Source organism: Pseudomonas sp. UBA3149, from assembly GCF_002364655.1.
GTDB classification, from domain to species: Bacteria; Pseudomonadota; Gammaproteobacteria; order Pseudomonadales; family Pseudomonadaceae; genus Chryseomonas; species Chryseomonas luteola.
On the sequence record NZ_DEYV01000010.1, the window covers coordinates 20,259 to 42,910 of the forward strand.

The following is a 22,652-nucleotide window of genomic DNA, read 5'->3' on the forward strand; positions in this document are numbered from 1 at the left end:
CATGCTTCAGATGATGTCTCCTATAGCCGAACGCGACAGGCAGGCTCCAGGTTTTGCTCCTGAGCAGATGACAGCCTGGTGTGAGGGGCTTGCCGCAGAGCGCCCTGAAGACTTAGAAACCTTGCTTAACAGCGTTGCGCTGATTGCTCCGCTTCTCAATGCGATTCCCAATGTGGTCTTCTTTATTAAGGATCTGGACGCACGTTACCTCTTGGCCAACCTGACGTTGGCGAGACGGTGTGGGTTCAAGACGGTTGCGCCTCTCTTGGGCAAGACGTCCGCTGAGGTCTTTCCGGCGAATCTAGGACCACTCTATACCGAGCAGGACCACGAGGTGCTTCGCGGAGCGATCATCGAGGACAAGCTTGAGCTGCATTTTTACAACGGTCGTGAGCCAGGGTGGTGTCTGACCTACAAGCTGCCCTTGAAAGGGCATTCAGGGCAGGTGTTGGGCATGGCTGGCATTTCCTATGACTTGCAAGCCGCGCAGGATAACCACCCGGCGTATCAACGGCTTGCGGCGGTCGATAAACACATTCGTGCTCATTACACCCGTCCGATCGCACTGGCAGAGCTGACCGCCATCGCAGAGCTTTCCGTGGCTCAGTTGGAGCGCTATTGCAAGCGGATCTTTCATCTCACGCCCCGCCAGATGATCCATAAGGTGCGTCTGGAAAAAGCCTCTCAATTGCTGGGGACGACGATGCCGATCACCGATATTGCCTTGCAGTGCGGCTACACCGATCACAGCGCCTTTAGCCGCCAGTTCAAGACGCTGACGGGACTCACGCCCCGGCAGTTTCGGCAGGCTGCCAGCGACGCAGCTTAAAGCCCGACGTCAGGCAGTGCAGGACGTTGGGTCAGCGCGTTGTCCACAATCGCTTTCACTTCATCAGGGGCAGCCCCTTCGAGGCTCAGGCGAGGAGGGCGGGTGACGGCTGAACCACGGCCTAGTATCTCTTCGCAGAGCTTGATGCACTGGACCAGGTCAGGGCGGGCGTCCAGATGTAGCAGGGGCATGAACCATTGATAGAGCGACAGGGCTTCGTCGAAACGCTTTTGCATGGCGAGGCGGAACAGGGTTTCACCTTCCCTGGGAAACGCATTGGACATGCCGGATACCCAGCCGACGGCCCCTACAGCAATGCTTTCGAGCACTACATCATCCAAGCCGGCAAAGAGCACGAAGCGATCACCCACAGCGTTGCGCAGGTCAATAAAGCGGCGAGTGTCACCTGAGGAGTCTTTGAGGCAGACGATATTCTCGCAGTCCTTGAGCGAGGCCAGGATGTCCGGCGTAACGTCGTTCTTGTACACCGGCGGATTGTTGTAGACCATGACCGGAAGATCGGTCGAAGTCGCAACGCTGCGAAAGTGCATGGCGGTTTCGTGGGGCTTGGCAGAGTAGACCAGCGCGGGCATAACCATCACACCGTCCACGCCAGCAAAGCGCGCCTCGTTAACCATCTTCTGCGCGAAGGCGGTAGTAAATTCGGCTACGCCGGCAATCACGGGTACGCGCCCGGCCGCCGCCGCCTTGGCGCTCTCGATGACCGATAGCTTTTCCGTCATGGTGAGCGAGGTGTTTTCTCCAACGGTGCCGCATACTACAAGCCCGGACACACCATCCGCCACGAGATTGCTGACAACGCGGTGAGTGGCGTCCAGGTCCAGAGAAAAGTCAGGCTTGAACTGAGTGCTGACAGCCGGAAAGACGCCGCGCCAGTTGATCGCTTGATGTCCCATGGTCGTTATCCCTTTAGCGATAGACAGATGCCTACAGGGTGAACCGCCACCGCTCTTATGGCTTGAGATTTTTCCCCAGGTGCGAGGACGAAATCGGCACAGTGACGATCTGTAAGTGGCCTATAAACGAACAAGACTGCGTTTGTCGTATTGCGATTATCGATCAGATGCTTCGATAATCGGCCAAATCAGACAGCGGCCGGGCAGAGATCATGGATAACTCGAATTCGCGTGACCCTCACAGCTTTGGCGCACCGCCTATCATTGCATCGCCGGCCAAGCGGATCGAGGCCTTCACGGGCGATCCAAACTTCATGACGTCCCTTGCGCGTGGCTTGGCTGTGATCCATGCCTTTCAGGAGCGCAAGCGGCATCTGACCATCGCGCAGATCAGCCACCGAACCGAGATCCCCCGCGCGGCGGTTCGGCGTTGCCTGCATACGTTGATGAAGCTGGGCTACGTGACCACCGATGGACGGACCTATTCACTATTACCCAAGGTGCTGACGTTGGGCCATGCCTATCTGTCATCCACGCCCATGGCGCTCACCGCCCAACCCATTCTGGATCGCCTGAGCGAGCAGCTGCATGAGGCCTGCTCCGTCGCCACGCTTGAGGGGGATGAGGTGTTGTACATCGCCCGGTCCGCTACACCGCTGCGGCTGATTTCGGTCGATCTGAGCGTTGGCAGCCGGCTTCCGGCCTACTGCACCTCCATGGGCCGTATTCTGCTGGCGGCTCTGGATGATGCTGCCCTTCAGGATTACTTCGAGCGTGCTGACCTGCAGATCAAGACCAGTCGCACACTGCATACGCCAGAAAAGCTGTTGCCCTGTCTCGAGCAGATCCGGCAGCAAGGCTGGTGCGTCGTTGACCAGGAACTGGAGGTCGGGCTCCGTTCATTGGCCGTACCGGTACTGGATGCCTCAGGTCAGGTCATGGCTGCCATGAACGTGGGCACCCATGCTAGCCGTATTACCCGGCAGGAGCTGGAGCGCCGCTTCCTGCCCCTTTTACTCAAGGCCAGCCAGGAACTCAGCTCCAAGCTCTTTCACTAAAACTGTTCGTTAATCGAACCTTTAGCCGTTAATCGAATTGTGCAGTGCGTGCCTGCTCCGTAGGGTAGAGGCACGTTGCCAGCCGGCACGCCTGATAAAAACAACAGAGTCCGCCTATGTTCTGCATGATTTCTCCCGTGAACGGGATGGTGCATGCGCATCGCTCCGATGCGCTTTCTTTCTATTCGTGGATGATGGAGGCCTTGTCATGACGGAGGCCTCAACGAACACGACACTTGATGTTCAGACATTTATCAATGCCCAGCCGCTGAGCCGCTATCAGTGGCGAATCGTGGTGTTGTGCTTTTTGATCGTTTTCCTGGATGGCCTGGACACTGCTGCCATGGGGTTTATCGCACCGGCGTTGACCCAGGACTGGGGTATCGATCGAGCAAGCCTTGGACCGGTCATGAGCGCTGCCCTGGTTGGGATGGTGTTTGGTGCGTTGGGCTCGGGACCGTTGGCGGACCGGTTCGGCCGTAAGGTCGTGCTGGTTGCCGCCGTTTCCATCTTTGGACTTTTCAGCGTGATCTCGGCCTACAGCGGTACGGTGGATCAACTGGTCATTCTGCGATTTCTGACCGGCCTTGGACTAGGCGCCGCCATGCCGAACGCCACGACACTGCTGTCCGAATACACCCCGGAGCGGCTCAAGTCGTTACTGGTAACCAGCATGTTCTGTGGTTTCAATTTGGGCATGGCGTGTGGCGGGTTCATCTCTGCCAAGCTGATTCCGGCGTTCGGTTGGCATAGCCTGCTGTTGCTCGGGGGCTTGCTACCGATGGCTCTGGCAGTGGTGCTGCTGCTGTGGTTGCCGGAATCGGCCCGTTATCTGGTGGTGCATAACCGGGGCGTGGCACGGATTCGCAAGGCCTTGCTGCCCATCGGCCCAAGTATCGTGCAGCAGGCCAGGGAGTTCAGCGTACCAGAGCAGCGCACAGTCAAGGCGCGTAATGTCTTTGCCGTTATTTTCTCCAAGGCGTGTGGGCTGGGCACGGTGCTGCTCTGGCTGACCTACTTCATGGGACTTGTCATCGTATACCTGCTGACAAGCTGGTTGCCTACCCTGATGCGCGACAGCGGGGCAAGTATGGAGCAGGCTGCATTCATTGGAGCCCTGTTCCAGTTTGGTGGCGTGCTTAGCGCGGTAGCCGTGGGCTGGGCGATGGACCGGATCAATCCGCACTGGGTCATTGGCACGTTTTACCTGCTCGCCGGTGTCTTTGCGTACTGTGTCGGGCAGAGCCTGGGTCACGTGACGTTGCTGGCTACGCTGGTACTGGTTGCGGGGATGTGCATCAACGGTGCGCAGTCCGCCATGCCTTCACTGGCGGCGCGCTTCTATCCGACCCAGGGTCGTGCCACAGGGGTGTCCTGGATGCTGGGTATCGGACGCTTCGGTGCCATTCTGGGGGCCTGGATGGGGGCCACTCTACTGGGGCTGGGATGGAATTTCGAGCAGGTACTGACTGCGCTGGTGGTGCCTGCTGCGCTGGCTGCGGCGGCTGTAGTGATCAAGGGTATCGTCAGTCATTCAGATGCGTCATAAGGCCTTTTCGAATCACGCAACCGCATACGGGAACAGATAAACATGTTCGATAATCGACCGTAGATTCGATTATCGGATTGTCTGCTTGCAGCCTTGCGGCTTACTGTTCCGTTCAACATCACTCGCCTGGTCTTCCGTCCGGGCGAGTACGACCCAGGTAGCTGGCACCCTCGATTTCAGGTGCTGCCATGACCGTCACACCGCCTCCTTACCCATGGGCCATCGGCCCGCCCAGGAGCGGTATCAGGAGACTCATGATGCGTGATGTATTCATCTGCGATGCCGTTCGTACACCTATTGGACGCTTTGGCGGTGCGCTGTCCAGCGTCCGTGCCGATGATCTGGCGGCTATTCCGCTCAAGGCGCTGATGGAGCGCAACCCTGGAGTGCAGTGGGCGGAAGTCGATGAGGTATTCATGGGCTGCGCCAACCAGGCGGGCGAGGATAACCGTAACGTGGCGCGTATGGCGCTTCTATTAGCAGGCCTTCCGGAAACCGTACCGGGCGTTACCTTGAACCGCCTTTGCGCGTCAGGGATGGACGCTGTAGGGACGGCTTACCGCGCCATTGCCACAGGTGAGATGGAGCTGGCCATTGCCGGCGGTGTGGAATCGATGTCCCGCGCTCCGTTCGTGATGGGCAAGGCGGACACTGCGTTTTCCCGCGGACAGAAGATCGAAGACACCACCATCGGCTGGCGCTTCGTGAACCCATTGATGAAACAGAAGTACGGTACCGATTCCATGCCGGAAACGGCAGACAATGTCGCGCAGGATCACAATGTTTCCCGGGCCGATCAGGATGCCTTTGCGTTGCGCAGCCAACAGCGCACGGCGGCTTCCCAGGAGAGCGGCTTCTTTGCCGAAGAAATCGTGCCGGTGCGAATCGTCCACAAGAAAGGCGAGACGATCGTCGACAAGGACGAGCATCCACGCCCTGATACCACGCTGGAGATGCTGGCCAAGCTCAAGCCCGTCAATGGGCCCGACAAGACCGTCACGGCGGGTAATGCCTCGGGTGTGAATGACGGCGCTGCGGCCATGATCATCGCCTCGGCCGAGGCCGTGCAGAAGTATGGCCTCAAGCCTCGCGCCCGCATTCTCGGTATGGCAAGTGGCGGCGTTGCGCCACGTGTCATGGGAATCGGCCCAGTGCCGGCGGTGCAAAAGCTGCTGACCCGTCTGGGGAAAACCATTGAAGACTTCGATGTGGTGGAGCTGAACGAGGCCTTTGCCAGCCAGGCCCTGGCGGTAGTGCGAGGCTTGGGATTACCGGACGACAGTGAAAAAGTAAATCCGCAGGGCGGCGCCATTGCACTGGGTCATCCGCTGGGGATGAGTGGTGCACGCCTGGTCATGACTACCGTGCATTGGCTGGAAAAGACCAACAAGCAGCTGGGGCTCGCGACCATGTGTGTTGGGGTTGGACAAGGTCTGGCGCTGGCAGTCGAGCGCGTTTGAGGTCAATGTCTTGGGCGCCTCGTACAACGGGGCGTTGATGAGGAATAAGGGTGATCTGCGCCAACGCGAAGGATTTGCGGCTTTGCAAAGGAGAGAATTGTAAAAGGACATGTCTCACCAAGGCCTGCGAATCCGTCACGCGTAGGCGGCACACCCTGCGACAGGGCAAAGGCTGCCCTCTGTAGGGTCATTCACCGGCACGTCAGGATCGATTGCGTGCCGGATTATTCCTATTTCAATGACAAGAGCGGATCGAATGACTACCAGTTCCTATACGTTGGAAGAGCGTCGTAAAAGAATCTTTGCCATTGTCGGCGCCTCGTCCGGTAACCTCGTCGAGTGGTTCGACTTTTATGTTTACTCCTTTTGCTCCATCTATTTTGCTCACGCGTTTTTCCCCTCAGACGACCCCACCGTTCAACTGCTTAACACTGCCGGTGTATTTGCCGCAGGCTTTCTGATGCGACCCATCGGTGGCTGGATTTTCGGTGGGGTGGCCGATCGCTATGGGCGGCGTACGTCAATGATGATCTCCGTGCTCATGATGTGCGCCGGCTCACTGGTGATTGCCTGCCTGCCCACCTACGACAGCATTGGCTTCTGGGCGCCGCTTCTTCTGCTCATGGCGCGACTTTTCCAAGGCTTGTCGGTCGGCGGTGAATACGGCACTACTGCAACCTATATGAGTGAGGTGGCGCTGAAGGGTAAGCGCGGATTTTATGCCTCGTTCCAGTACGTGACGCTGATTGGCGGGCAGTTGCTGGCGGTGCTGGTGGTAGTCATCCTTCAGCAGGTCCTGTCCGAAGAGGAGCTGCGTGCCTGGGGCTGGCGTATTCCTTTTGTGGTGGGTGCGGTTGCTGCCGTGATTTCGCTGTTGCTGCGTCGCTCGCTTGAGGAAACCACGACGGCAGAAAGCCGTGCTGCCAAAGAGGCGGGTTCGCTGTCGGCTCTGTTCAAACATCACAAGGCGGCGTTTTTCACTGTGCTGGGATATACCGCCGGTGGCTCGCTGATTTTCTATACCTTTACAACTTACATGCAGAAGTACCTGGTCAACACCGTAGGCATGCATGCCAAGACGGCCAGCGGCATCATGACCGGTGCGCTGTTCCTGTACATGCTGATGCAGCCGCTGTTCGGTGCCTTGTCTGACCGTATTGGCCGCCGCGCTTCCATGTTGTGGTTCGGTGCGCTCGGCGCACTGTGTACCTATCCCATCCTACTGACCCTGAAAACCACGACCAGCCCGGTCATTGCCTTTGGCTTGATCATCCTCGCGCTGGCCATTGTAAGTTTCTACACCTCGATCAGTGGCCTGGTAAAAGCCGAGATGTTTCCGCCACAGGTGCGTGCGCTAGGGGTAGGGCTCTCCTATGCCGTAGCCAATGCCTTGTTTGGCGGTTCGGCCGAATTCGTTGCGCTGAACTTCAAAGCCATGGGGCATGAGAATCTCTTCTACATCTATGTGTCCTGCATGCTGGTAGTGGCCTTCCTGGTAAGCCTGCGCCTGCCGCGCAGAGCCAGCTATCTGCATGACGATCACTAATAAGGATAAATGCATATGAGTCAGCGTCCGACCCATCAGCTCTTCGATGCCTATTTTACTCAGGCTGCGATGCGTGATGTCTTCAGTGATAGCGGGCGCCTGCAGGGCATGCTGGATTTCGAAGCCGCCCTGGCGCGAGCCGAAGCCGCGGTCGGCCTGATTCCCAAGGATGCCGTCGCACCGATCGAGGCGGCTTGTCGCGCCGAGGCCTATGACCTTGCCGCGTTGCAGCAGGCCATCGTGAGCAGCGGCAACTCGGCCATTCCGCTGGTTAAGGCACTGGGGCGTGAAATCAAGCGTACAAGCCCCGAGGCCGAGCGCTATGTGCACATGGGCGCCACCAGTCAGGACGTCATGGATACCGGGCTTGTGCTGCAGATCCGCTCAGCCCTCGCGCTGCTGGAAGACGGTCTGACTGCCTTGGCTGATATTTTGGCCAAACAGGCTCGGCGCTATGTGGATACGCCTCTGGCCGGACGAACATGGCTGCAGCATGCAACGCCCGTCACGCTGGGTATGAAGATTGCCGGCTGGCTAGGCGCAATTACCCGTCATCGCCAACGGCTGGCTGAGCTCAAGCCGCGTGTTCTGGTGCTGCAGTTCGGTGGGGCGTCGGGCACACTGGCGGCGCTCGGTGACAAGGCCATGCCGGTCGCCGAGGCGTTGGCTAAAGAACTTGACCTGACACTGCCTGATCAACCCTGGCATACCCAGCGGGACCGCTTGGTAGAGGCCGCCAGTGTGTGCGGCATGATTGCCGGAAGCCTGGGCAAGCTGGGACGTGACCTTTCCCTGTTGATGCAGACAGAAGCGGCGGAGGTTTTCGAGCCGGCCGGGCAGGGGCGGGGTGGTTCCTCGACCATGCCCCACAAGCGCAATCCGGTCAGCGCGGCAGTCCTGATCAGCGCTGCGACCCGCATTCCCAACCTTGTCGCCACCATGTTCGCGGCCATGCCTCAGGAACACGAGCGCAGCCTGGGGCTCTGGCATGCCGAATGGGACACCCTGCCTGATATCTTCTGCCTGACTTCGGGTGCGCTGGAACAGGCGTTGCTGGTAGCCGAAGGGCTGGAAGTTGATGCCGAACGCATGCGCACGAACCTGGAGCTGACCCACGGACTGGTACTGGCCGAGGCTGTCAGCATTACCCTTAGCCAACGTGTCGGCCGTGAGCAGGCGCATCAGCTGGTCGAGCAGTGCTGCCGCAGTGCAGTCGAGCAGAAATGCCACCTGCGTGAGGCGCTCGGGCAGAACGAGACCGTGACCGCCGAGCTGTCTGCCGATGAGCTGGATCATCTGCTCGATCCTGCGCACTACTTGGGACAGGCCCGCACCTGGGTAGAACGCGCCTGTGCCGAACACCATTCACTGACGTCTGCTCGCTAGGAGGATTCCTGTGCCAACTGTGCAACTCGCCGAGGGCGAACTGAATTACCGTTTCGATGGCCGCGAAGACGCGCCGGTTCTGGTGCTGTCCAACTCGCTGGGCACTGACCTGCATATGTGGGATGATCAGATTCCCGCCTTTACTGAGCATTTTCGCGTACTGCGTTATGACACCCGGGGCCATGGCGGCTCCACCGTCACGCCCGGTCCGTACACCATTGAGCAATTGGGCCATGACGTCCTGGCGCTGCTGGATGCGCTCAAGGTTCAGAAAGCCTTTTTCTGCGGACTGTCCATGGGTGGACTGACCGGGCAGTGGCTGGCAGTGAACGCCAGTGACCGTATCCAACGCGTAGTCATTTGCAATACCGCTGCCAAGATCGGAACGGCAGACGGTTGGAACGACCGTATCGATACGGTTTTGAAGGGCGGCCAGGCGGCTATGGTCAATCTGCGTGATGCCTCCATTAGCCGCTGGTTTACACCTGAGTTCTCTCAGGCAGAGCCAGCCAAGGTCAAGCGCATTACCGACATGCTCGCAGCTACCTCGCCAGAAGGGTATGCCGCCAATTGTGCTGCCGTGCGTGACGGTGATTTTCGTGAGCATCTCAAGGCCGTCACCGTTCCGGTGCTTATCGTGGCGGGTACGCACGATGCCGTCACCACACCGGCCGACGGTCACTACATGCAGGCTCAAATTCCGAATGCCGAGTATGCGGAATTCGATGCTGCGCATCTTTCCAATGTACAGGCCGGCGAAGCATTCAGTCGCCGTGTCCTGGCTTTCCTGACGGCTTAGGAGATCTCGAGATGGACGAACGCGAACGTTATGAAAAGGGCATGGAGGTCCGTCGCGCGGTATTGGGCGATGCCCATGTGAATCGCAGCCTGGAAAAGCTCACGCCATTCAACGAGGAGTTTCAGGAGATGATCACCCGGCATGCCTGGGGTGATATCTGGACCCGTCCGGGCCTGCCGCGGCATACCCGTAGCCTGATTACCATTTCCATGCTGATTGGGATGAACCGAAGCGAAGAACTCAAGCTGCATCTGCGCGCCGCTGCCAACAACGGTGTAACGCGCGATGAGATCAAGGAAGTGATCATGCAGAGCGCCATTTATTGCGGTATCCCGGCGGCCAACGCGACCTTCCATTTGGCCGAGTCAGTATGGGATGAGCTGGGCGTGGAGTCACGCCAAACTCAATATGAAGGGCAGTAGGCAAGGCGTTATAAAAAAGCCCGTCGAAAGACGGGCTTTTTGTATTGACCTGGCGCTTACAGAATCGAGATCGGGTAGCTGAAGATCAGGCGGTTCTCGTCGACATCGTTGTTGCTGCCATAGTCGCGGCGGACCATAGAGTTTCTCCAACGCATGTTCAGGTCCTTGAGCGGGCCGCTCTGGAAGGTATAGGCCACATCGAAGTTACGTTCCCATTCCGAGCCGTCATCATTGGCAGCGTTGACGTAGATGTTGTCACCATGGCCGTAACGCGCCATGAAGGCCAGACCCGGAATACCCATAGCAGCAAAGTTGTAGTCGTAACGCAGCTGCCACGAGCGTTCCTTGGCATTATCAAAGCTCTGGGTAAACATGTCGTTTACGATACTGCCGCCGCTGGAACCGTTAACGCTCAGCCAGCCGTTATCACCGCTGACGCGCTGATAACCTACGGTAAACTTGTGGCCACCAATACCGGCGGACAACTGTCCAGTGAAGAGTTTGTTGTCCAGGTTGCCCGCGCGCGCTTGGCCTTCCTCTTCACCGGTGAAGTAACCCAGGTTCGCGCCCAGGCTCCAGTCCCCGAACTTCTGGGTATGTGTCAGGTTGAAGAAGTTCTGCTTGTAGACATCTTCGAACTGCGCGTGCCATACGCCAACCATGGTGCGCTTCTCGTTGAAGGTGTATTCACCCCCTACATAATTGAAGCGATCCGAAGAGGCTGCACGAATCTGACGGGCACCGCCGGTCGTGATGGACAGATCCTCCATGTTGGAGGAGTTACGCAGGCTCACCTGGCGAATCTGCGCAGCATAGAACGTGAAGCCGTCCAGTTCCTTGGAGGTTAGTGTCGCACCGCGGAATGTCTGAGGAAGCAGACGACCATCGTTGAAGCGAAGCACCGGTACGTTAGGCATCAATTCGCCTAACAACAGATCAGTCTTAGAAATGCGAGCCTTGAAGGTAGCGCCCACGCGGCCAAAGTCGTCTGCCGCACGGCCATCACTCCCTACAGGTAGCAGCTGCGTACCGGCACGGTCCGGGCTGCTGTCGAGCTTGAGACCATATAGGGCGGTCAGGTCCAGACCAAAACCTATGACGCCCGGTGTGTAACCCGAGGTTGCCGTCATAATGAAACCTTGGCCCCATTCTTCGACCTTGCTCTGTTGAGCGCTGGTACCGTTGCGGAAATCCCGGTTGAAGTAATAGTTGCGGGTCATCACGTTGACTTTGGCGTCTTCCAGAAAACCTTCAGCATGAGCAGCCATCGGTAATGCCAAGGCCAGCGCAAGCGGTGTGAGTCCAATAAACGCAGGAACAGAGAGATAGCGAAGGGTCATTATTGTTGTACTCCCATGAGTAATGGTGCCGCACCTGAGCGCAATCTCTTACGGATTGATTTATCAGAGGCGGAGAGGCCCTGATCCTCAGGGCATTTCATGTCCGGCCTGAATAGGCAGCCGAACCTAAGCGGACGCGCAAACGCCTCCGCGAAATCTGGAAGAGGGGGGAATATCGGGCGGGAAAATTAAGGCCGTACAGGGTGCAATCTTCAACATTCAGGTTATTCCATTATTGAATTTATTGTGGAATTCACCCTTGTGCCTTATGGCCAGGGTTGTACGATGACGTGCCGCGATAATGCTATCGATTCGCTACCTAAAGCAATAGCCATTTGTTCGTTTATCGCACTTGAAAGACCGTATGAGACAAATGGCTTAACTGTATGCCTGATAACACTTTTAAGTAGCACATAAGCGGCCGAGCCCTGAAACAGCGTGGCTCAGAGAAGAAGATCTGTCTTGTTCGAGACCCTAGAAAAGGCGTCTATTAGACCAAAGAATAATCTTTGAAGCCTACGCCGCGGTGGTGGAGCGGTACCGTCAGAGGAGCGATACCGCGGGAATGATCAAGCCTGTCCTGTCGCTTTGGGGGTATCTGAGCGCGAGCCCCATTCTGTCCAGGAGCCGTCGTACAGGGCCCCTTCCGGTAGGCCTGCCACTGCCAGTCCCAGGAGAAGAACGGCAGCTGTCACGCCGCTGCCGCAACTGGTAACCACTGATCGTGAGCCATCCGCACCCGCATGTGCAAAGCGCGCGCGGAGCGTCTCGACATCCTTGAACGTGCCGTCAGCGTTGAGAAGATCGGTATAGGGCAGGCTGGCACTACCTGGAATATGCCCGGAGGCCAGGCCTGCACGCGGCTCGGGCACCGACCCCTCGAAGCGATTGGCCGCGCGTGCATCCAGTACCAGCTCGAGGCGGCTGTCGAGGTTGGCCTGGATATCGCCCAGGCCCCGTAGCATTCTGGCGTGGAACGTGGCTTCGAACGTCTGGGCCGGTACGGCAGGTGTGGGGCCTTGTTCTACGGGCCGATGTTCGCCCTGCCACTTGGGAAGGCCTCCATCGAGCACTGCGACCTGATCGTGGCCGAAGAGGCGAAACATCCACCAGGCACGCGCTGCTGAAAACAACCCTTTCTGGTCATAAACCACAACGCGTGACTGGTTGTTGACCCCCAGCTCACCTACCAGCCGGGCGAAACGACCCTGGGAGGGCACCATGTGCGGCAGCGTTGTGTCCTGATCTGAAATCTCTTCGATATCGAAGAAGCGAGCACTAGGTAAGTGAGCAGCCTCATACTCGGCGCGTGCATGTTTCGACTCGTTGGGCAGGTAGACACTGGCATCGAATATCACCAGGTCTTTGTTGCCCAATGCGTTGGCAAGCCACTCGGTACTGACCAGGGGGCCAAACGTCATAAGAGTTCTCCTGTATGAATGTTCCACTTATGGTTGCCTTGACGCCAGGCGGTGCGGCGTTGGCAGGTCTGTCCCCATCCTATCCGATCGGGCAGGCGATGCGGTAAGGTACGAACAGGCGTTGGGGCGCGCTCGATCAGCCGCAACGTTTTATTGTCGAACCCAGGACCGGCCCGCGCCGGTTCTTTTTCCAGGAACGTGGTAATGAGCGATTCAAATGCGGTGCGGGGTAAAGCCCCGGGGATCAACTGGCAACTGGAACGAATCGTAGATGAGCTGCATGACGCTCGTAACGAATGGCGTAGCCAGCATGGCCGAACGCGAGAACTGAGCAGCCGTGAACTGCCGTCGCGAGCGGTAATGAGCGAGATCCTCGAGTCGCTCTGTAGCGCCTTGTTTCCGCTCCGTCTGGGACCAAATGACCTACGTGCGGAAAGCGAAGACTTTTTCGTAGGGCACGTGCTGGACCGTGCGCTCAATGCTCTGTTAGGGCAGGTGCGGCTGGAGCTGTGCTATACCGCCCGACAGCGGGGGATGCCTGAATGCTCGGTCGAAGACCCGGCGCAGCGCATTGTGCAGGACTTTGCCTTGGCATTGCCTGATCTGCGGCGTCTTTTGGATACCGATGTGCTGGCAGCCTACCGGGGCGATCCGGCGGCGCGTAGCGTGGATGAGGTACTGCTGTGCTATCCCGGTATCCTGGCTGTTATCTACCATCGTCTGGCGCATCAGCTCTATCGTTCGGACCTGCCGCTACTGGCGCGCATGACTGCAGAGCTGGCTCATTCAGCCACGGGTATCGATATCCATCCAGGGGCGCAGATCGGCCCCAGCTTCTTTATCGATCATGGTACCGGCGTGGTTATCGGCGAGACAGCTATCATTGGCGAGCGGGTCCGGATCTATCAGGCAGTGACTTTAGGTGCCAAGCGCTTCCCGGCCGATGAGTCCGGTAATCTGCAAAAAGGGCATCCACGTCATCCGATCGTCGAGGACGATGTGGTCATCTATGCCGGCGCGACCATTCTGGGACGCATCACTATCGGAAAAGGCTCCACCATTGGCGGTAATGTCTGGCTGACGCGTAGTGTTCCGGCGTTCAGCAACGTGACCCAGGCCAACTTGCAAGGATGCTCCAACAGCGATCAGTAAAGGTGTCGCTCGGCAGGCTAACGCTTCAATACGCAACATGCCCTGACTGCCACAGGCATGAGGGGCACGATTGCTATCCAGGAATGATTGCGCCGGATGTCGAAGGCGGCAGCCAAGCTTTCAACGCTGCTGCGTTCGGTGATTCTGATCCGTCCCCTAATGGCCAACCCGTTAGCGCATCCGTGATGGACAGGCGTTGGGAGACATCAGGCACAAAAAAAGGGTTGAAGCTATAGGTATATAGTCTTCAACCCCAAGACCGAGTAGAAGAAATCCGATCGACTGATCAGATCATGGTGAAATCGGGTCGCTGGCAGGAAAAGTTTCCTCTACGGCCTGGTCTAGCTGGTCGTCATCGACGTCACGATTATCGAGGTCTTCGTTTTCAGCGTTCTGGTTTTCGGGGTGCTTGATGTCGCTCATGTTCGTCTCCCGTTCGGGCCTTGTGCAGGCGTTATAAGTTAGGCCGCAGGAGATACTGAAGGTTCTGACCACCCATCTATGAGGCCTTTGGTCTCACTTGCGAAGTGTTAAAGGGCTAGCATTTTCAATCTTTCGATTGATACCCGTCGCTGCGCTAAACGGCGAATATAGCCTCCCGATTCACAATGCCTGATCGCTAGGGTGCCCTTGCAGGTTCTTGCGCAATGGTAAGGCGGTAAAGGTCTTCCAGACCTTGCTGTACCTCTGGTGGAATAAACATTCATGGAGAGAGCTATGTTTATCTTCAAACCGCTCGCCGCTGCCGTTCTCGCGGTGTTAGCCACGCAAGCCTTTGCTGAAAATAATACGGCCCGACAGGACCAGCACGGTGTGCTCAATACGGCTACGATCGAGCAGTCCGGCTCCGGTAATGCCGCCAAGCAGTCGCATAGCGGCTACGCCAATGAGGCTCGCCTGACTCAGGTCAATAGCCAGGCCGGTACTGCACAGCAGGCACAGGCGGGCAATTACAACGTCGCGACTGTCGAGCAGGCCGACTCGACCACTGCCTACTCCAACCAATACCAGTATGGCTGGAACAATCAGGCGTTAGTCTCTCAGCAAGCTTCCGAATCGGCTTCAGTCAACCAGAGCCAAACAGGCACTGCCAACGAAGCTGAAACCGAGCAACTAAACACGACCCAGGCAACCTCCCGGATTACGCAAAACGGCAACACTCACTGGGCCCATACGCTGCAGGAAGGGGCCGTGGCCAGTGAAGTATCCGTTAATCAACAGGGCGACAATCACACCGCTCTGCTGTGGCAGCGGGACGGCTCCAATAACGTTGCGACGGTCATTCAGACAGGGAACGATACCTCCGCCAATATCTACCAGCTGGACAGCCAGGGTTCCGTGGCCACGCTTGAGGTCAGTGGTGTGAATACCTCGGCCTATGTCACCCAGCGCGGTACGCAGCAGCAAGCCGCTGTCCGTATCGACGGTCAGAATGGCGGCGCCCTGGTCACTCAGGAAGGCAGCAATAACGACGCAGACACTACCCAGAGTGGTGTCTCGAACAGTATCGATGCTTTCCAGGCAGGTGACTGGCAGGCCGCTCAGCTCAGCCAGGTGGGTGACTACAACATTGCGACCGCCAACCAGACCGGGACTGGTAACGAGTTCTATGCCGATCAGACCGGCAACAGTAACGTCCTGTACGGCACGCAAGAGGGTAGTGATAACATCCTGAGCGCTTCGACCGAAGGCTCGCTCAATGAAATCACCATCGGGCAGCAGGGCGATCGTAACGTGGCGTATCTCAGCCAGCTGAGCGGGTCGGATAACCACATCACGCTACAGCAGACCGGTGCTGATCTACGGGTCAACCTGAGCCAATCCGGCACAGGCAACCGCGTCAATCTTATTCAGCAGTAAAACTGATCCTCTTTCGCGCACCGCCTTCGCACAGGCGGTGCGCGCCTGAAGCCGCTTGGCAAACGGCTGCCTTCCGTGTCTTTTTCGCAACCGGCACTGGATTCCTGGCGTACTGTCCACATCTTTATCGAAGGGTGTTTGTGTCGTGCACTGACCTGTATCAGCGCCATACCGGGCTGATAGGGCTATGGTTATAGACAGGCACGATCACCGGGCAGCGGCAGGCCTGTCATGGCTGTCTGCTTTTGACTGTTGTCGATTGACGAGACGGTGAGGTTCGATGGAATTCAAAGATTATTATGCGCTACTGGGCGTCGACCCGGGCGCAGACGAAAAAGCGATCAAGACCGCATACCGCAAGCTGGCGCGCAAATACCATCCAGACGTCAGCAAAGAGCCGGATGCGGAAAACAAATTCAAGGAAGTCTCCGAGGCCTATGAGGTTCTCAGAGATCCGGAAAAACGAGCCGAATACGATCAACTACGCCAGTACGGCCGGGCCGGGCAGCAGTTCGATCCGCCGCCAGGCTGGGAGTTCAACGGCAATTTTGGCGGAGGAGACGGGCAGTACGAGCGGCATTTTTCCGATTTTTTCGAATCTGTTTTTGGTGCCCGACCCGGTAGTGGGCGCGGCCAGGAGCGTAGTGCCGGACGAAGAGGGCAGGATGCGGAAATGGAGCTGCCGTTGTTTCTCGAAGACACGCTGTCGGACGAGCCGCGGACCATCAACTATCGGGTGCCTAGCTATAGTGCGAACGGGCTGCGTCACGAGAGCGTACCCAAGAGCCTGAACGTACGCATTCCGGCAGGCGTGACCGATGGCGAGCGAATCCGGTTGAAAGGGCGGGGCGCCCCAGGGCTCAATGGCGGACCCGACGGCGATCTTTATCTGGTTGTCCGGCTGGTTCCTCATCCACTCTTCGATGTCGACGGGCATGACCTGCTTCTGACCGTTCCGCTTGCACCCTGGGAAGCTGCACTGGGCGCCAAGGTAACTGTTCCCACCTTGAGCGGGAAACTGCAATTGACCGTTCCGGCCAACAGCCAGGCGGGGCAGCGTTTACGTCTCAAGGGCAAGGGGTTGCGAACACGGAAGGGCGGCGCAGGGGACCTGTACGCCATGATCAAAATTGTCATGCCCAAGACTCATGATGAGGCTACTCGGAAACTATGGGAGCAATTGGCGAGCAAGGCCAGCTTCAACCCCAGAAGTGAGTGGAGGGACTGAGATGACCACCGTAATCGTGGAATTTGACATCGAAGAGATCAGCCAGCTGGTCGATACGCCAGTGACTCACATCGTTGAGCTTGTCGAGCATGGCATCGTCGAGCCACGCGGGCCGCGGCCAGAGGTATGGGTATTCGATTTGCCAGCGTTGCATACGGTACGCCGTGCCGTACGGCTGCAACGAGAGCTTGAGCTGGACTGGGCGGGCATCGCACTGGCGCTCGACCTGCTGACCCAGGTAGAAACCCTGCGTATGGAAAACCGCATGCTCAGGCAGCGGCTTGCCCGCTTTGTGCTTGATGAATAAGAGGAGGGCTCCAGGCACACATGTTGTGCCGGAGCCTGCCCTTTAGAACCAGCGATCGTTGCGCTTTCTGCGACCCGCAAATGACGGCAGGATCAAACCTGCCAACAGGCCGGCTCCGGCAATGCTGCCTCCGTAAACGAGATAACGCATCATGACATCCTTGTTCTCATCGCCCAGGCGCGCCTTGACGCTGCGAAGTTCGGACTGTGCGTCGGTCAGCTCGGCATCCAGCTGGCGCCGGGTCTGCTCAAGTTCATCTATGCGTGCTTTGCGGGCGTCCATGGTTTCCTGCATGCCCTGAACGCGGGATTTCCAGCTGTCATCGATCGTCTTGAGCTTGCTGCTCAGCTCGTTTACCTGCTGTTCCAGTTGCGGTACACGCTCTACCGGGCCTGGTTGTTCCTGCAGTTCGCTGGAGCGAATCCATACCAGATCACCGCTTTCGCCTCGGATCTGGCTGTAATCACCTTGGGTGTTAACCAGCTCGACTTTCTGGCCGGACTTGAGTGATCCAACGATACGATAGCCATCGGTCGGGCCGCTGCGAACATACGTGGACAGCGTATCGCTGACCCAACGGTCAGCCGCCTTGTTTTCCTGGGCCTGTACCTGACCCAGACCTGCTGTAAGGGCTGCTCCGAGCAAACAGGCGCTCCAGGTAGAGCCTTTGGAAAAAATGCGTGTGCCCTTGGCTAACGGGGTACGAGAAAAAAGGGCTGCGAGAAAAGTGGGCATAGGCATTAAATGGTCATGTAATAAAAGTATGAGAGCCTGGACAAAAGGCCATCTTTTGGAAAGGGCCGTACCGTAACAAGCCTGGCCTATGATCAGCAATCACCTCATGCAGAGTTTGTGCATGGAGCACGCCGCGCGGGGGCCGTCAAACAGGGTATATGCCAAATTCTGGCTAGAACCTGAACGATCCACACCTTTTCAGGCCAGTAAGCCGGAATATTATTTCCTGATGCGTCTATCCGGTGCTTGCATATCACGAGCTTGCCAGCATATTGGCTGGCCACTGATTCAACTGATAAGAGGTGTGCGACCTCTTGCAAACGCAGAGGTTTCTGCCTTTGCAAGAGAGGGGGCTAAAAGTGTGAAACGGCTTGAAAATCTGGTTAAAGCACGTCCTGGCCATGTTCAACGAAGAGCATGGTCGTAGGCCGCAAGGTCTGCAGCAGGATATTCGCTTTGAGAGGCGGATTAGCCATGTGTACGATGTCTAGCGCTTAGGGAGCAAGTAGAGCGCTGCATAGTGCACCAGCATAATGGTCTTGGCGTCTAGAATGCGTCCGGCGCGAATCATGTCTAGCAACTCATCGAAGCCAAACTCCATCACTTCGATGTCCTCACCTTCATCAGCCAGCCCACCCCCTTCGCTTCTATGTGTATCGCTATCGTATTCTGCCGCGAAGAAGTAGAGTTTTTCTGTGACCGAGCCCGGGCTCATGTAGGCTTCGAACAGCTTGGTGACATGATGGAGGTGGTATCCCGTTTCCTCTTCGATTTCAGCGCGGATGCGCTCTTCAGGCGCGGCATTGTCGAGCAGGCCGGCCGGCGTTTCGATCAACATGCCATCAGGAATGCCATTGAGATAGGTCGGCAGGCGGAACTGTCGGATCAGCACAATGGTACGGCGATCCAGGTTGTACAACAGTACCGTCGCGCCGTTGCCGCGGTCGTAGGTCTCACGGGTGTGCTGCTGTCGTGATCCATCACGCCGCTGGTAATCCAGGGTGTACTTGGTCAGCACGCCCCAGTCATTGGCAAGAATCTGTGAGTCGAGGATACGGATGGGCGAGGAGTCGGTCATGAAGAGTTCTCGAAAGAGGGTATTCAGGCGGGCTGATGCCGGGCTCAGGTGCTGGGTATTGATGAGCATGCCAGTGCATCTTGGCAGCGGTGTGTCAGAAGGGAAACCGGCGCGGTAGCCGGTTTCCTGAGCCGTTATGGTTTGGCTATATGCCAGACACCACCCTTGCCATCGCCAGTCTTGTCACCAGCCTTTTTGTCCTGGACGAAGGTATACAGCGGCTTGCCCTTGTAGGTCCACTGCATGGCGCCATCTTCGCGCTCGATCACGGTCCAGGCATCCGAAGGCTTGCTGCCAGCCTCTACCTTGAGCGGCGGCCAGTTTTCCGCGCATTTGCCATTGCAACTGGAAACACCTTCAGTGTCCTTGTCGTAGGTATATAGCGTTCTGCCCTGGTCATCGACCAGAACACCATTTTTTTCCATCGCTGGGGAGGCTGCCAGCGCAGCGCTGGAGGCCAGAAGGGCAGTTACAGCAAACAGGGCTTTGACAGTCATGGTGGTCTCCATGGATAAACAACTTGTTATAAGCAGTTTCCTTGTCACCTACACACGGACCGGCGGTGCCGGGTAGTGTTCCTTACAGGTTCGGCTCCAGGGCTTTTTCGACATGCCTTGTATAATGCTTCTCATCTATAACGTGGCAACCAGTTTGCCAATGGCGTCCAGTGCCAGCGCAAGCAGGGCGGCAATCCCGACAGAGCCTATAACCAGAGCCTTACCCCACCATACGCCCCATTTCACAAGGCCGGCCACAATGCCAACAGCGCAAAGCAGCAGCCCGAGCTGAAGATAGTAAGTCGTCCAGGCCAAGGTCTGAATGAACAGCAGCCATAGCTCGTTGAGTTCCTGGTACATCAAGCGCTCCGGTATCCGATCAGCCCACACTATCGCACGTCTGGCTGAAAAGCCGTGTGCCCCTGTGGTTACTCTGTGACGATGCTGTCGACAGCATCGCTCAGAACCGATGGAAATACCCGCTTACACCCTTAAAAGGTGTCTGCTTAACGAAACGCTCACGAATGCAGTTTGGTTAAGCAAATCTTAAGGATGAGCCTGCTAGTCTCCTGGCACATTTTGGGTTCGGCATTACATTCGGGAGAAATCGAATGGGATGGGGTGACGAGCTGATGGCCGCGGGTCAGGCCCGCGTGCATTATGAAAAGACCCGGCAGAAAGTGGTGTTCGTGGATTGTGAGGGGCAGCCGCGCTGGTCGGAGATCTGGGAGAACAATCCCTATATTCTCAAACAGCCGGAGCCAGGGTGCGTCACGATATGCAACGCACCCAAGAGCCGTCCGTATATCTACCGCAAGAACAAGAAGGTCTGCGAGTGGCAGGTCTTTGAGCTGGTGCCTGGCGAGATATTTTTCTCTGCCCAGGAACTGGCGTTCGGTCGACAACATGCCCAGGGCTCGATTGTCATTGAGCCCCATACCAAGGTGACCGATTCCAACAAGGCCTGGCTCTGGGAGCGTTGGGAACAGCTGGCTCGGTGCGGCTTCGACTTCGTGCAGTTGGGGCCGGAGGGAACCCGGCTGCTTCCAGGGGTACGGCATGTCGTGACGGCCAGCTTTCGCGAAGCGGCGGCCGTACTGGCTCACGCCCGGGGTTTTGTTGGGGCTGAAGGCGGAATGCACCATGCTGCTGCAGCGGTTTCAACGCCAGCCGTTGTGCTGTTTTCAGAGTTTATTTCGCCACGGGTCACGGGTTACCTGGGTCATATCAATCTGTATCAAGGCAAGACGCCGTTGGGTAATGGCGCACGGCTGCCCTGCAAGAAGTGCCGGGCGTCCATGCAGGCGATCACTGTCGATCAGGTGGTGTCGGCATTGAATGAATTGATGTCAGTCGGCTCAGCCATAAGGCCCGGTGTTGCCATGGCGCACCGAGTGGCTGCCGAGGCGTAAGTCGAATGGGGGCCTCCAGAGAGGCCTCCTGACTACACGGTGACGCTGGCTGCCGTCTGGCCTGCCTTTTCCGCAGGGACTTCGATCAGGAAGCGGAACAGCGAGCCATGCTGCTCGACGCTACGGCACAGATAGCCATAGCGTTGGGTATCCTCTGGAATGCCATGTACCGACTGCGCACAGTCGGTAATGACTTCGAGCAATTGACCAGCCTGCATCGTTTCCAGGGTTTCCAGTGTAGCGATGGCGTTATAGGGGCAGTGTTCGCCCCTCAGGTCGAGAGACAGATCCGGTTGTGTGCTCATGGACTCTCCTGGAGGTGCCGAAACGGCGAGCGTTGAGTTGAACCAATAGCAGGGCGATGCCCAGGCCGATAAAGGTCAGTAGCAAACCATAGCCAGGGCCGACGGCTTTCAGTAAGTCGATCTTGGGATAGGGAAGCGCCAGTGCATTACCCAGCTCGTCCCAATACACTGCCACCAACGTACCGCCAATCACATTGCCCAGGCCCACTACCCAGAAGTGCACCTGTCCTTCTACGGCGCGGTACATCCAGCCGGTCTCGCAGCCACCGGCCAATACGATGCCGATACCAAAGAGCAGGCCGCCAATGATGGCGTTCGGGCCCATCCAGAAAATCTTGGGCGCAACGCCCAACTGAATCGCACCAAAAGTGCCGATGGACGCAGCCGCCATCCCCAACAGAATCCCTTGGGCAGCCCGAGTGCGGCCGGTCGTCCAGATGTCACGGGCGGCGCTGGTAAAGCAGATCTGGGCCCGCTCGATCAGGGTGCCGAACAAGAGCCCGAATATGCAGGCGATACCCAATACAAAGGAGGCCTCGAATCGCCAGGCGGCCAGCAGTGCCGTGGCACACAGTACGGCGATGCCCAGGCGGGATTGTGTTCTGACCCGGCGTGCAAGCGCATCCGGGGAGGGCAGGGATGAGCGGGTTTTGCCAACCTTGAGTGGCGCTCTCAGAAAGGGCAGCAGGCTGAGCTTCACCCCTATCCAGGCTCCTGCGACAGTCGCCAGCATGAAAGCCCAGGCATGCAGGGAAAACATAGGGATGCTGGTAAAAAAGGCTGCCAGATTGCATCCCATGGCCAGGCGAGCACCGAAGCCTGCAACGATCCCACCAATCAATCCCTGCAGCAGGCGCCTACGACTGGTAGGCCAGCGCCAGCCCACATTGCCTGCGAACAACGCCATGCTCAAGGCACCGAGAAACATGCCGGCGATCATGACACCGTCGATCCGGTCCAGCGGGGTACCCTGCAAACCGATGAGCTTGAAATAGCTCCATTCCTCAGGATGGAGGCCGAACCAGGACAGTACATGTCCTCCCCAACGGGTAAATTCTCCGATGACGGCCCAGAACGTATGGGTGAGCGTGAAGTAATACGCCGAAAGGACTCCCAAAGCGACCAGTGTCGGAAGGGGAGCCCAGAAGCGGACAAGGTACGTTTGACGAAAATGAGCGAGACCGGCGAATACGTGGCAAAGCCTCTGAAAGGGAAACGCGTAGTATAGAGCAACCCTTCATTTTGTAGTGTTTTTAGGCGTCATGCCGACGAATTTTGAAAGACCCGGACATGAACGGTATTTCCCGCGCGGGCCTTTAACAGGGCACAATAGAGGTTGCGCAAGAGCCGC

General features: G+C 57.6%; 22 protein-coding genes and 1 pseudogene. 13 read left to right on the forward strand and 10 right to left on the reverse strand.

Annotated features, from left to right (window positions below):
• Nucleotides 1-67 precede the first annotated feature (67 nt).
• The gene (locus tag B3729_RS06000) at nucleotides 68-829 is read left to right on the forward strand and encodes an AraC family transcriptional regulator (RefSeq protein ID WP_218567939.1); all 762 of its coding nucleotides are present in this window, start codon (nucleotides 68-70) and stop codon (nucleotides 827-829) included.
• Here the strand turns inward: B3729_RS06000 and B3729_RS06005 are convergent.
• Complete coding sequence (locus B3729_RS06005; RefSeq protein WP_286787391.1) at nucleotides 826-1,746, reverse strand: dihydrodipicolinate synthase family protein; 921 nt, start codon at nucleotides 1,744-1,746, stop codon at nucleotides 826-828. The genes B3729_RS06000 and B3729_RS06005 overlap by 4 nt on opposite strands.
• A gap of 212 nt (nucleotides 1,747-1,958) precedes the next feature.
• Between B3729_RS06005 and B3729_RS06010 the strand changes: the two genes are divergently transcribed.
• The 7 genes from B3729_RS06010 to pcaC all read left to right on the forward strand — a co-directional run bounded on the left by B3729_RS06010 (nucleotide 1,959) and on the right by pcaC (nucleotide 9,966).
• Complete coding sequence (locus tag B3729_RS06010) at nucleotides 1,959-2,804, forward strand: IclR family transcriptional regulator (RefSeq protein WP_010795470.1); 846 nt, start codon at nucleotides 1,959-1,961, stop codon at nucleotides 2,802-2,804.
• Between the two features lie 208 nt (nucleotides 2,805-3,012).
• Nucleotides 3,013-4,353, forward strand: coding sequence for an MFS transporter (locus B3729_RS06015; protein WP_286787392.1), 1,341 nt, complete (start codon nucleotides 3,013-3,015; stop codon nucleotides 4,351-4,353).
• Between the two features lie 254 nt (nucleotides 4,354-4,607).
• Complete coding sequence (gene pcaF / locus B3729_RS06020) at nucleotides 4,608-5,813, forward strand: 3-oxoadipyl-CoA thiolase (RefSeq protein WP_073449465.1); 1,206 nt, start codon at nucleotides 4,608-4,610, stop codon at nucleotides 5,811-5,813.
• 256 nt (nucleotides 5,814-6,069) lie between these two features.
• A complete protein-coding gene (locus B3729_RS06025) occupies nucleotides 6,070-7,359 on the forward strand; it encodes an MFS family transporter (protein WP_010795467.1) in 1,290 nt (429 codons plus the stop codon).
• Nucleotides 7,360-7,374: 15 nt separating this feature from the next.
• Nucleotides 7,375-8,745 (forward strand): 3-carboxy-cis,cis-muconate cycloisomerase, encoded by a 1,371-nt coding sequence (locus B3729_RS06030; RefSeq protein ID WP_286787393.1) that lies wholly within the window; start codon nucleotides 7,375-7,377, stop codon nucleotides 8,743-8,745.
• A gap of 10 nt (nucleotides 8,746-8,755) precedes the next feature.
• The gene (gene pcaD, locus B3729_RS06035) at nucleotides 8,756-9,544 is read left to right on the forward strand and encodes a 3-oxoadipate enol-lactonase (RefSeq protein ID WP_150346781.1); all 789 of its coding nucleotides are present in this window, start codon (nucleotides 8,756-8,758) and stop codon (nucleotides 9,542-9,544) included.
• A gap of 11 nt (nucleotides 9,545-9,555) precedes the next feature.
• Nucleotides 9,556-9,966 (forward strand): 4-carboxymuconolactone decarboxylase, encoded by a 411-nt coding sequence (pcaC, locus tag B3729_RS06040; protein ID WP_010795464.1) that lies wholly within the window; start codon nucleotides 9,556-9,558, stop codon nucleotides 9,964-9,966.
• Nucleotides 9,967-10,022: 56 nt separating this feature from the next.
• Here the strand turns inward: pcaC and B3729_RS06045 are convergent, their stop codons facing one another.
• Both B3729_RS06045 and sseA read right to left on the reverse strand, forming a co-directional pair.
• Nucleotides 10,023-11,306: an OprD family porin gene (locus B3729_RS06045; protein WP_286787394.1), complete on the reverse strand. Its 1,284-nt coding sequence runs from the start codon at nucleotides 11,304-11,306 to the stop codon at nucleotides 10,023-10,025.
• Between the two features lie 569 nt (nucleotides 11,307-11,875).
• The gene (sseA, locus tag B3729_RS06050; RefSeq protein WP_286787395.1) at nucleotides 11,876-12,727 is read right to left on the reverse strand and encodes a 3-mercaptopyruvate sulfurtransferase; all 852 of its coding nucleotides are present in this window, start codon (nucleotides 12,725-12,727) and stop codon (nucleotides 11,876-11,878) included.
• A gap of 204 nt (nucleotides 12,728-12,931) precedes the next feature.
• Between sseA and epsC the strand changes: the two genes are divergently transcribed.
• A complete protein-coding gene (gene epsC / locus B3729_RS06055; RefSeq protein WP_286787396.1) occupies nucleotides 12,932-13,879 on the forward strand; it encodes a serine O-acetyltransferase EpsC in 948 nt (315 codons plus the stop codon).
• A 291-nt stretch (nucleotides 13,880-14,170) separates the two neighbouring features.
• On the opposite strand, the gene B3729_RS06060 is transcribed toward epsC, so the two are convergent.
• Entirely contained in the window at nucleotides 14,171-14,302 is a 132-nt protein-coding gene (locus tag B3729_RS06060) for a hypothetical protein (RefSeq protein WP_010795460.1), read from the reverse strand.
• A gap of 294 nt (nucleotides 14,303-14,596) precedes the next feature.
• Between B3729_RS06060 and B3729_RS06065 the strand changes: the two genes are divergently transcribed.
• The 3 genes from B3729_RS06065 (at nucleotide 14,597) to B3729_RS06075 (ending at nucleotide 17,274) form a co-directional block, all read left to right on the forward strand.
• Nucleotides 14,597-15,739 carry a hypothetical protein gene (locus B3729_RS06065; protein ID WP_286787397.1) on the forward strand — a complete coding sequence of 381 codons (1,143 nt, stop codon included), beginning with the start codon at nucleotides 14,597-14,599 and terminating at the stop codon, nucleotides 15,737-15,739.
• 280 nt (nucleotides 15,740-16,019) lie between these two features.
• On the forward strand, nucleotides 16,020-16,967 hold the full coding sequence (cbpA, locus tag B3729_RS06070; protein WP_286787398.1) for a curved DNA-binding protein: 948 nt from the start codon (nucleotides 16,020-16,022) through the stop codon (nucleotides 16,965-16,967).
• Nucleotide 16,968: 1 nt separating this feature from the next.
• Entirely contained in the window at nucleotides 16,969-17,274 is a 306-nt protein-coding gene (locus tag B3729_RS06075; protein WP_286787399.1) for a chaperone modulator CbpM, read from the forward strand.
• A gap of 42 nt (nucleotides 17,275-17,316) precedes the next feature.
• On the opposite strand, the gene B3729_RS06080 is transcribed toward B3729_RS06075, so the two are convergent.
• From B3729_RS06080 to B3729_RS06095, 4 genes are all read right to left on the reverse strand, one after another.
• Nucleotides 17,317-18,009: a TIGR04211 family SH3 domain-containing protein gene (locus tag B3729_RS06080; RefSeq protein WP_374940334.1), complete on the reverse strand. Its 693-nt coding sequence runs from the start codon at nucleotides 18,007-18,009 to the stop codon at nucleotides 17,317-17,319.
• 487 nt (nucleotides 18,010-18,496) lie between these two features.
• Complete coding sequence (locus B3729_RS06085) at nucleotides 18,497-19,087, reverse strand: NUDIX domain-containing protein (RefSeq protein ID WP_286787690.1); 591 nt, start codon at nucleotides 19,085-19,087, stop codon at nucleotides 18,497-18,499.
• 134 nt (nucleotides 19,088-19,221) lie between these two features.
• The gene (locus tag B3729_RS06090; RefSeq protein ID WP_074825039.1) at nucleotides 19,222-19,584 is read right to left on the reverse strand and encodes a hypothetical protein; all 363 of its coding nucleotides are present in this window, start codon (nucleotides 19,582-19,584) and stop codon (nucleotides 19,222-19,224) included.
• 135 nt (nucleotides 19,585-19,719) lie between these two features.
• Complete coding sequence (locus tag B3729_RS06095; protein WP_010795453.1) at nucleotides 19,720-19,944, reverse strand: hypothetical protein; 225 nt, start codon at nucleotides 19,942-19,944, stop codon at nucleotides 19,720-19,722.
• A 251-nt stretch (nucleotides 19,945-20,195) separates the two neighbouring features.
• Here B3729_RS06095 and B3729_RS06100 point away from each other — a divergent pair, with 251 nt between their 5' ends.
• A complete protein-coding gene (locus tag B3729_RS06100) occupies nucleotides 20,196-20,996 on the forward strand; it encodes a glycosyltransferase family 9 protein (RefSeq protein WP_122041854.1) in 801 nt (266 codons plus the stop codon).
• 32 nt (nucleotides 20,997-21,028) lie between these two features.
• Here B3729_RS06100 and yedF read toward each other — a convergent pair whose 3' ends face one another.
• Both yedF and yedE read right to left on the reverse strand, forming a co-directional pair.
• Complete coding sequence (gene yedF, locus B3729_RS06105; protein WP_074825034.1) at nucleotides 21,029-21,301, reverse strand: sulfurtransferase-like selenium metabolism protein YedF; 273 nt, start codon at nucleotides 21,299-21,301, stop codon at nucleotides 21,029-21,031.
• Nucleotides 21,246-22,472 (reverse strand): annotated as a pseudogene (yedE, locus tag B3729_RS06110) (selenium metabolism membrane protein YedE/FdhT); the annotation flags it as partial. The pseudogene yedE and the gene yedF, both read right to left, overlap by 56 nt.
• Nucleotides 22,473-22,652: the final 180 nt, after the last annotated feature.